We start from the raw sequence: 7,675 nt of genomic DNA, 5'->3' as shown, positions 1-7,675 counted from the left end.
GGCTTCCGGCGTCCGCGAGGCTTCCGGCGTCCGCGGGGCTCACGAGGCGGCACCGGCGCGCAGTTCCAGGACCGCCCGGCCCTGGGCACGCAGGCCGGCGGCGGCCGCCTGCACACCGTCCGAGGTCACCGCGCCCACCAGCGCGGGAAGTTCGTTGATCAGTTCGGGTCGGCCGCGGTGCAGCTCGAAGGTGGCCATGGCCAGCGCCCGCCCAAGCGCGTCGTCGGCCTCGCGTAGCAGGCCGGAGGCGATCCGCGCCTGCACGCGGGCGAGCTCACCGAGCTCCAGTCCATCAGTGACGATGCGGTCGAGTTCCTCGTCCACCGCACCGAGGATCGCCTCGGGCGTCGACTCCGCGGGATGACGGGCCTCAAGGGTGAGCAGCAGCGGGTCCCGCTGGTCGAACGGGTCCCCGAACGTGCCGAGATAGGTGCTCACGCCGATCACCGACCGGTCCTTCTGCACGAGCCTGCGCTCCAACCGACTCGCGTCACCCGCGGACAGTACGTGGGTGAGCACGTCGTAGGCCAGGAAGGTCTGCAGGTCGGCCAGGGGGTCGGGAACCCGGTAACCGACGGCGAGCGCCGGACGGGGCGCCAGCGGATCGGTCAGGACCGACCGCCGCTCCTCGGCGTGCACCGGTTCGGCGAAACTCGGACGGCTGGGCAGCGGTCGGGCCGGAATGTCTTCGAAGTAGCGGCGAACCAGGCGGAGAGCGCCCTCGACATCAATATCACCGACCACGGTGAGTACGGCATTGCCCGGCGCATAGTATTTGTCGAAGAAGTCCTCGGCGTCGATGAGGCTCGCCGCCTCGAGTTCGTGGAAGTCGCCGTAGCCGTTGTGGGCGTTGGGGAACGTGTCGAAGACAACCGGCGGGAGCGTGATCCAGGGAAACCCGCCGTAGGGGCGGTTCAGCACGTTCACCCGAATCTCTTCCTGGACCACCGCGATCTGGTTGTCCAGGTTCTCCCGGGTGATCCGCGGAGCACGCATCCGGTCGGCTTCGAGGAACAGCGCGCGTTCCAGCCCCCCGGACGGCAGAAGCTCGTAGTAGTCGGTGTGATCCGGATGGGTGGAGCCGTTGAATATGCCCCCGGCGGCCTGCACGTACTTCGCGTGCTCGGCCTTTCCGACATTTTCGCTGCCCTGAAACATGAGATGTTCGAACAGGTGCGCGAAGCCGGTACGTCCCTCCGGCTCGGAGCGGAATCCCACGTCGTAGTGGACGGCCACGGCGACGACGGGCGCGGTTCGATCCGGAGCCAGCACGACGCGCAACCCGTTGGCCAGAGAAGTCTTCTCCACCGGGTAGGAGGGCGCCGGCAACAAGACGGCGGTCGTATTCGTCTCGGTACGAGGGGGCACGGTTGGCAACGCTACTGCGGTCGGGCCTGTCATGGTCCGAGTACTCGATGATCCGCGCCACAAGACCGCTCCTGACGGGATCCGGAGCCGGTGGGGATCCGGCGTTTCCGGCGAATCCGGCCGGGGCCTCGCCGAGATCTCGCCGCCGTCCCCGGGCTCCTCGCGGCGCCCCGCCGATCAGGGTGGATTACGCTCATCGGAGCGCCTCGGCGGCCCGAAGTCCGTCCGAAGTGGAGTGCAACCCGTGAAAACTGTTCCAGGAGGACAGTTTCCTTCTGATCTTACCGACATCCTGAGACTTGAGCTCACGACCCTCGGCGACGATCTGATCGCGGCCATCGCGCGTGAGGTACCACCGTACGCACGCCCGCTGGAAGGTTCGTTCGGCCGCGGCGTCCGTCAGGGCGTCGAAGAAGCACTGCTGCGTTTCCTCACGGTGGTCGACACCGACTCCAGCGGACCGCCCGACCTCGCGGCCAGTCGCGAGATCTACGTCCGGCTGGGACGCGGCGAGTTCCGCTCCGGACGCTCACTGGACACCCTTCTCGGCGCCTATCGGGTGGGTGCCCGGGTCGCCTGGCGTCGGCTTGCCGAGGCCGCACGGCGCGGCGGGCTGGACGCCGACGGGCTGGTGTCACTGGCCGAAACGATGTTCGCCTACATCGACCGGATCTCCGGCGCCACCGCCGAGGGCTACGCCCAGGAACAGTCCGAGGCAGCCAGCGAACGCGGCCGCCTGTGGGACCGGCTCGGCGAGTTGATGCTGTCGGGGGGTAGCCCGACGACGATCGAACAAATCGCCCGGGCGGCCTCCTACCGGCTGCCCGAGATCATTGCCGCGGTTCTCCTCCCCGGCTCCGCAGGGACCGGTCAGGACGCCGACAATGCCGAATGCGTGGGCGAGTCGGCCCGCGAACGCGTCGACCACCGCCTCCGCTGCCTGGCTCTGCCGCCCGACACACCCCGCACTATCCAGGGTGAGGACAGCTGGGTGTTCGTCGCCGACCCGGCCGGGCCCGGCCGGCGGGGCTGGCTTGAGCGGGCTCTGGCGGGTCTCGACGCAATCGTCGGCCCGGCCGTCCCGTGGCGGGAATCGTCCGCGAGCGCGGCAAGGGCGGCGTTCGCCCGCAAGGCCCGTGACCACGGGACGCTGCCGGGTGTGCTCGCCGGCCCCGGCGGGACGCTGTTCACCGACGACCATCTTGCCGAGCTGCTGTTCGCCCGGGATCCGGCGCTGCTCGCCGACCTTGCCTGTCACCGGCTCGCCCCACTGGACGGGCTGCCCGCCCGGGTCCGCACCCGGCTGGCGGAAACACTGCTGCTGTGGCTGCGGCTATGGGGACAGCGTGGCCGGATCGCCGCCGAGCTACAGGTGCACCCGCAGACGGTCCGCTACCGGCTCAGCCAGTTGCGCACCTTGTTCGGGGAGAGTCTGGACGACCCGGACGTTCGCTTCGAACTCGAGCTCGTCCTGCGTGCCGGCCTGGCCGACACCCCGCATTCCCCGGCGGCGACAACCACCTGACCCGGTCTGCTAGCCCCGGCTGGGTACCTGGCCGACCCCCGGCCGCCTCACCGCCCCCTGGTCGGGCACCTGGTCGGCTGGGCACCTCTGGCCGGCTCGCCACCCCCTCCCCCGACCCGGCCCCGGCTCGCTCGTCGCCGGCAGCGGCAACGGCAAGGTCAGGCGACGGGGACGGGCTTCGGTCCCGTACTACGCATGTTGACCAGCCGGCCGAGCAGGTCGAACCAGAACGGCGCGCCGAGGGAGAGCGCGAGCGTGGTGAACAGCCAGCCGAGTATTTTCAGGGCCCAGCCGCCGGCGTCGTCGGGAACCGCCCGCGGGTCCGCGCTGTCGGAGCCGGCCCCGGTCCACCCCAGCGGCAGGTGGAGCGCACCGGCATCCCGGATGGCCTGTACCGCCTGGTTCGCGGCGTCCTCAGGACTGTTCGTCGCAGCGGTGCCCGTGCTGACGGTGGAGGAGTTCACCTGGGTGGCCGCGGCCTCGACCACGGCCGCACGCAACGACCGGTTCTCCCACAGCGCGTTGGTGAGCGCGATCGCGTCCAGATTCAGCAACAGGGTGACCAGCAGCGCGTAGACGATGAGAAAACGCTGGACACGCCGCTTGTACCAGCCGGAAAGCCGATCCATCGTGTCGTCGTACCAGGCGGCGAGTTCGGCGACGCTCCGGTCCCGGTCGTGGCCCGCGCGGGTCACTATGCCGGTCAGCGCCAGCCGGAGGGGCGCGTTCCTGGGCAGCTTGTCGAGTTCCTTCCATAACGGCTTGACGGCTTCCGGACCGGCGAGCCCGACTATCGAGGTGGCAAGTTTGCGACTTTCCTCGGACGCCGACGGAGACGCGGCAATAGCGTCGGCCAGGGCCGCGGCCGTCGTGTCGGTGAGCGAATGGTGCGCATCGCGGTAGGCGCCGCGGGCGGTATCGGACAGCGTCTCCGTGTCCATCCGGTCGAGCAGGACACGCACCGGCGGTTCCAGCATGTCGAGCACACCACGGGCAAAGGCGACGGACGGGATGTAGGACGGTAGGCGCAGATTCCGGGCCCGCCGCCAAACCCCGATCGGCCCCGATGCATCCTTCATGTCGGGCACGGCGTTCTCCTGGCCGCCCGAGCGCAGGCCGCGCAGCGGGCCGTCGAGGAGCTTGGCGGTCAGGCTGCCGTCGTCGGTCGCGTCCTCCCTCCGGTCCACCGGGGCGTCGCCGAAAAGTCGACGCAGCTCGACCTCGAGCTGCCGGCTGCGGTAGCTCATGATCCCGAAGATGACCTCGTTGATGCGGGAGACCGCCACGCTCCCGATGGCGAACACCAGAATGAGACCGATCGGCACGTCCAGAATGGCCGAATCCGGCATGTCCGTTCCACCCCCGACGCGTCCGGGACGATCCTGCGGGATCGTCGAGACCACCCGGCTTGCGTGCTATGCACGTTTGGCTGGTGAAAGACTACTGTGTCCTGGTCCGAGCGGTGTGCGTCCCGGTCCGATGCCCGCGGAGTCGGGGCTGACATCAGATCGCGTAAAGAGGTGTCAGAGGGCGCCGACATGGCTGAATCAGCCGCATGAGCACGTCAGGAGTCGCATGAACACGGCAGGAGAGCTGGCGCTGCAAGTGCTTCACGAGCGGGCCGGTGCCATCGGCACGCCGCTCGAGCGCCATAGCGAACGCGTGTACGAGCTGGCCGTGTTGCTCGCACCGACCGCCGATCGAGAGCTGCTGCGGGTCGCCGCGCTCATGCACGACATCGGCGTTCTCGAGCCTCTCGGAAGGACCGCCTACGTGACGGTCGGCGCCGAACGGGCCCGCGGCCTGCTCGAGTCCTGCGGCTGGCAGGCCGAGCGCATCCGGTCGTGTGCCGACGCGGTGGCGCGTCACCACGAACTTCGCCGTCAGATCGGCCGGGGTGTGGAGGTGGAGGCGATTCGCCGCGCGGACCTGATCGACCTGAGCAGCGGACTCATCCGGTTCGGTGTGCTACGAGCCGACGTCCAGGCGGTGTCAGCACGACATCCCCGAAGGGGATTTACCGTGGCTCTGGCCAGGATTGTGGGACGGCTCGTCCTGCACGCTCCGCGGAGCCTGCCCGTCGTTTTCCGGCCGCCGACCTGAGGTCCGCCCGACCCGGGCCATGCTCCCCCGCCATGCGAAGTAGGGTGGGACATCGCATTTCGGCATGAGGTACTTCGGCATGAGCCGAGGGTGAACAGTGGGGTCGTCAACATGCCCGCCATACGTCTTGCTGGTAGGCTCGTTATTCGTGTCTGTCCAGTCGTACCGCAGGGCTTATCGGCTTGCAGTGCCGTCCGGCAACGGTACCTCTGCGGACCGTAGCTGGTGGCGCCACACACACGAAGTGAGGTCAGCCGCGTCGAAGGGTTGACCGATGCTGCCGATCTTCCATCCCCTCTCGCACCTGAGCTACCCTGCCAAGCTGGCTGGTTCGGCGTTCGCGCCCGTCCCGTCGCCAGCCGGACGGCTGCTGCGGACGGACGAGCCGGCGGCATCGGAATCGTGCGACTTCTTCGACATGCCGTACCTGTTTGACGTGTTGCACCTGCACACCGTGGAGTTGGCAACCGTCGACGACAGTGAACGAATGACGGCACACCCGGCCGGTGCGAACGACGGACTCGTGTTCACCTCGCACGATTTGGCACCGAACATCGAGGCCGATGTTCACTACGAGCTGTATTTTGAACACAGTCCGGAGAAGACGTGAGGTTGATGTCCGCATCCCCAGCCAAGATTTCCCTGACGGGAATCAAGCCGACCGGCGAGCCGCACCTCGGCAACTACGTCGGCGCCATCAAGCCGGCGCTGAAGCTCGCCGAGGAGTACGAGGCGATGTACTTCATCGCGGACTACCACGCGCTGACCACGGTCCGTGATCCGAAATTGTTGCGACACTACACCCGTTCGGTGGCCGCAACGTGGATCGCCGCGGGTCTCGACCCGGACCAAGTGATTTTCTACCGACAGTCGGACATCCCCGAGATCCCGGAACTTACCTGGATCCTGTGTTGCATGACCGGCAAGGGGCTGATGAACCGGGCGCATGCCTACAAGGCGGCCCGGGACCGCAACCAGGAAGCAGGTAAGGCGGACCTCGACGCCGGGATCAACATGGGGTTGTACAACTACCCGGTTCTCATGGCGGTCGACATCCTGATCATGGGTACCGACGCGGTGCCGGTCGGGCGTGACCAGATGCAGCACGTGGAGATCGCCGCCGACATTGCCGGCTCGTTCAACCATGTCTACGGTGACAGCTTCAAACTCAAGGTCCCACAGGCGATCGTCCCCGAAGCCGAAACCGGTCACACGCTCCCGGGCCTGGACGGTCGAAAGATGAGCAAGTCGTACGACAACACGATTCCCCTGTTCTGCAGCGAGTCGCAACTGAAGAAGCTCGTGCGCCGCATTCCGACCGATTCCACTCCGGTGGAGGACCCCAAGGACCCGGACAACTCCAACGTCTTCCAGATCCTGGAGCAGTTTGCACCCCCGGAGATCACCACCGACACGCGGCAACGCCTGCAGGCCGGTGGCATGGGTTGGGGCGAGCTGAAAAACCAGCTGTTCGACATCCTCAACACGCAGCTCGGCCCGCTACGCGAACGTTACGACGCCCTGATGGCACCGGGCAGCGAACTGGACGCGCTCCTGGCCGCGGGGGCGGAAAAGGCGCGCAAGCGAGCGGTACCCGCGCTGGATCAGGTACGCAGGGCGATCGGTATCGGCTAACCACCGTCCCGCGCAGGCGTGACGCGCGGGACAACCGTGCAACCGTGCGAGATGGCCATCGGGCAGCCGCAGCCGCCAGAGCGTCGGTCAGGTAGCGCAGATCCGTTCCGAAATCGATCAAAAATTCATGATCAAATACCATTCGAATCACGAAAGTGAGGGAACAGACGGTCGTTATAGCAGAGCGGCCTCAAGCTGTCGGTGCGTCAGCTCTGGTAGAAGAGCTGTCTGCTGATCAGAGGGCTTGGGTGCGGGGCCAGGAGCTGACGTTCGCAGAGCGGGAAGAGATCTCCAGGGGGCCGGCGGCGACGATTTTCCGACTGCGGGTTGGCCATGAATCCACCTTCGTCGAAAACCGGTGGCAGGTCGAAAGCCTGCGGGATGCCGTCGATGTCACCGTTGCGCACACCAAAGATCGACCGCAGTCCGAGCATCCGGCTGTGGGGTGCGCGCAGCTACCTCATCCGGGGTCGGCGACGAAGCCCCGCCAGCGAGGAAACGCGGGCCGCCGCAGCCTCGCACGGATGCCACCGGACCAGGCGCATGCACGGCGGCCATAGGAAATCACCCACAGATGCCGACTGCGCGCGACTCGACCTCGGTGTTTCATGAACGCCGAGCCTTCCACTAGCGAGGATGTGCTGAACTGCACCGATGGACAAAATGTCCGTTTTTGTGTGTGCACTTTTTTGGTACAGGCTCAGCAGGCCGTCATCGTAGGTCGCAACGTTTTTGATGTTCAGTCATGAAACATCGAGGCCGGAGCGCGCATGTGTGGGGGTGGGGAGAATGGCCCATCGCCGGTGGTGGAAATGTCCGGATAAGCGACTAGACTCGTACACATGTTCGAACCCGAGGTGGGTGTCTCCGATCCGGCCGCCGGCACCCGCCCATCCGCGCGGCCTGTCGGCAGCACCCCTGTGCCCGCTACCAGCGCTGGCACCGCCGAGGGCGGTACCGGTGGTGACAGCACCGCGGCTACTCCGACCGCTGCCACTGTCACGGCCGCTCCGGCCGCGGCCGGTGGGGGGGCCGATCCAGCGG

The 7,675-nt window shown here is 67.3% G+C and carries 7 protein-coding genes and 1 pseudogene; 5 read left to right on the top strand and 3 right to left on the bottom strand.

Annotation, left to right across the window (positions count from 1 at the left end):
- Window positions 1–39 precede the first annotated feature (39 nt).
- Window positions 40–1,401 carry a M16 family metallopeptidase gene (locus DD1DGNOD_RS05185; protein ID WP_241251248.1) on the bottom strand — a complete coding sequence of 454 codons (1,362 nt, stop codon included), beginning with the start codon at window positions 1,399–1,401 and terminating at the stop codon, window positions 40–42.
- Window positions 1,402–1,612: 211 nt separating this feature from the next.
- On the opposite strand from DD1DGNOD_RS05185, the gene DD1DGNOD_RS05180 reads away from it, so the two are divergent.
- Window positions 1,613–2,893 (top strand): helix-turn-helix domain-containing protein, encoded by a 1,281-nt coding sequence (locus DD1DGNOD_RS05180; protein WP_430827755.1) that lies wholly within the window; start codon window positions 1,613–1,615, stop codon window positions 2,891–2,893.
- A gap of 158 nt (window positions 2,894–3,051) precedes the next feature.
- Here the strand turns inward: DD1DGNOD_RS05180 and DD1DGNOD_RS05175 are convergent, their stop codons facing one another.
- Window positions 3,052–4,242, bottom strand: coding sequence for a hypothetical protein (locus DD1DGNOD_RS05175; RefSeq protein WP_131769573.1), 1,191 nt, complete (start codon window positions 4,240–4,242; stop codon window positions 3,052–3,054).
- A 226-nt stretch (window positions 4,243–4,468) separates the two neighbouring features.
- Here DD1DGNOD_RS05175 and DD1DGNOD_RS26545 point away from each other — a divergent pair, with 226 nt between their 5' ends.
- From DD1DGNOD_RS26545 to DD1DGNOD_RS05160, 3 genes are all read left to right on the top strand, one after another.
- Window positions 4,469–4,996, top strand: coding sequence for an HD domain-containing protein (locus DD1DGNOD_RS26545; protein WP_165034767.1), 528 nt, complete (start codon window positions 4,469–4,471; stop codon window positions 4,994–4,996).
- 274 nt (window positions 4,997–5,270) lie between these two features.
- Entirely contained in the window at window positions 5,271–5,606 is a 336-nt protein-coding gene (locus DD1DGNOD_RS05165; protein ID WP_131765510.1) for a hypothetical protein, read from the top strand.
- Between the two features lie 5 nt (window positions 5,607–5,611).
- On the top strand, window positions 5,612–6,631 hold the full coding sequence (locus tag DD1DGNOD_RS05160) for a tryptophan--tRNA ligase (RefSeq protein WP_131765509.1): 1,020 nt from the start codon (window positions 5,612–5,614) through the stop codon (window positions 6,629–6,631).
- Between the two features lie 206 nt (window positions 6,632–6,837).
- On the opposite strand, the gene DD1DGNOD_RS05155 is transcribed toward DD1DGNOD_RS05160, so the two are convergent.
- Window positions 6,838–7,065, bottom strand: a complete 228-nt coding sequence (locus DD1DGNOD_RS05155; RefSeq protein WP_131765508.1) for a hypothetical protein — start codon at window positions 7,063–7,065, stop codon at window positions 6,838–6,840.
- A gap of 408 nt (window positions 7,066–7,473) precedes the next feature.
- Here DD1DGNOD_RS05155 and DD1DGNOD_RS27755 point away from each other — a divergent pair.
- Window positions 7,474–7,675: pseudogene (locus DD1DGNOD_RS27755) on the top strand (hypothetical protein); the annotation flags it as partial.

This window comes from Candidatus Protofrankia californiensis (genome assembly GCF_900634765.1).
GTDB classification, from domain to species: domain Bacteria; phylum Actinomycetota; class Actinomycetes; order Frankiales; family Frankiaceae; genus Protofrankia; species Protofrankia californiensis.
Note: the sequence above shows the minus strand (reverse complement) of the source record. Positions and strands in the feature narration are given on the sequence as shown.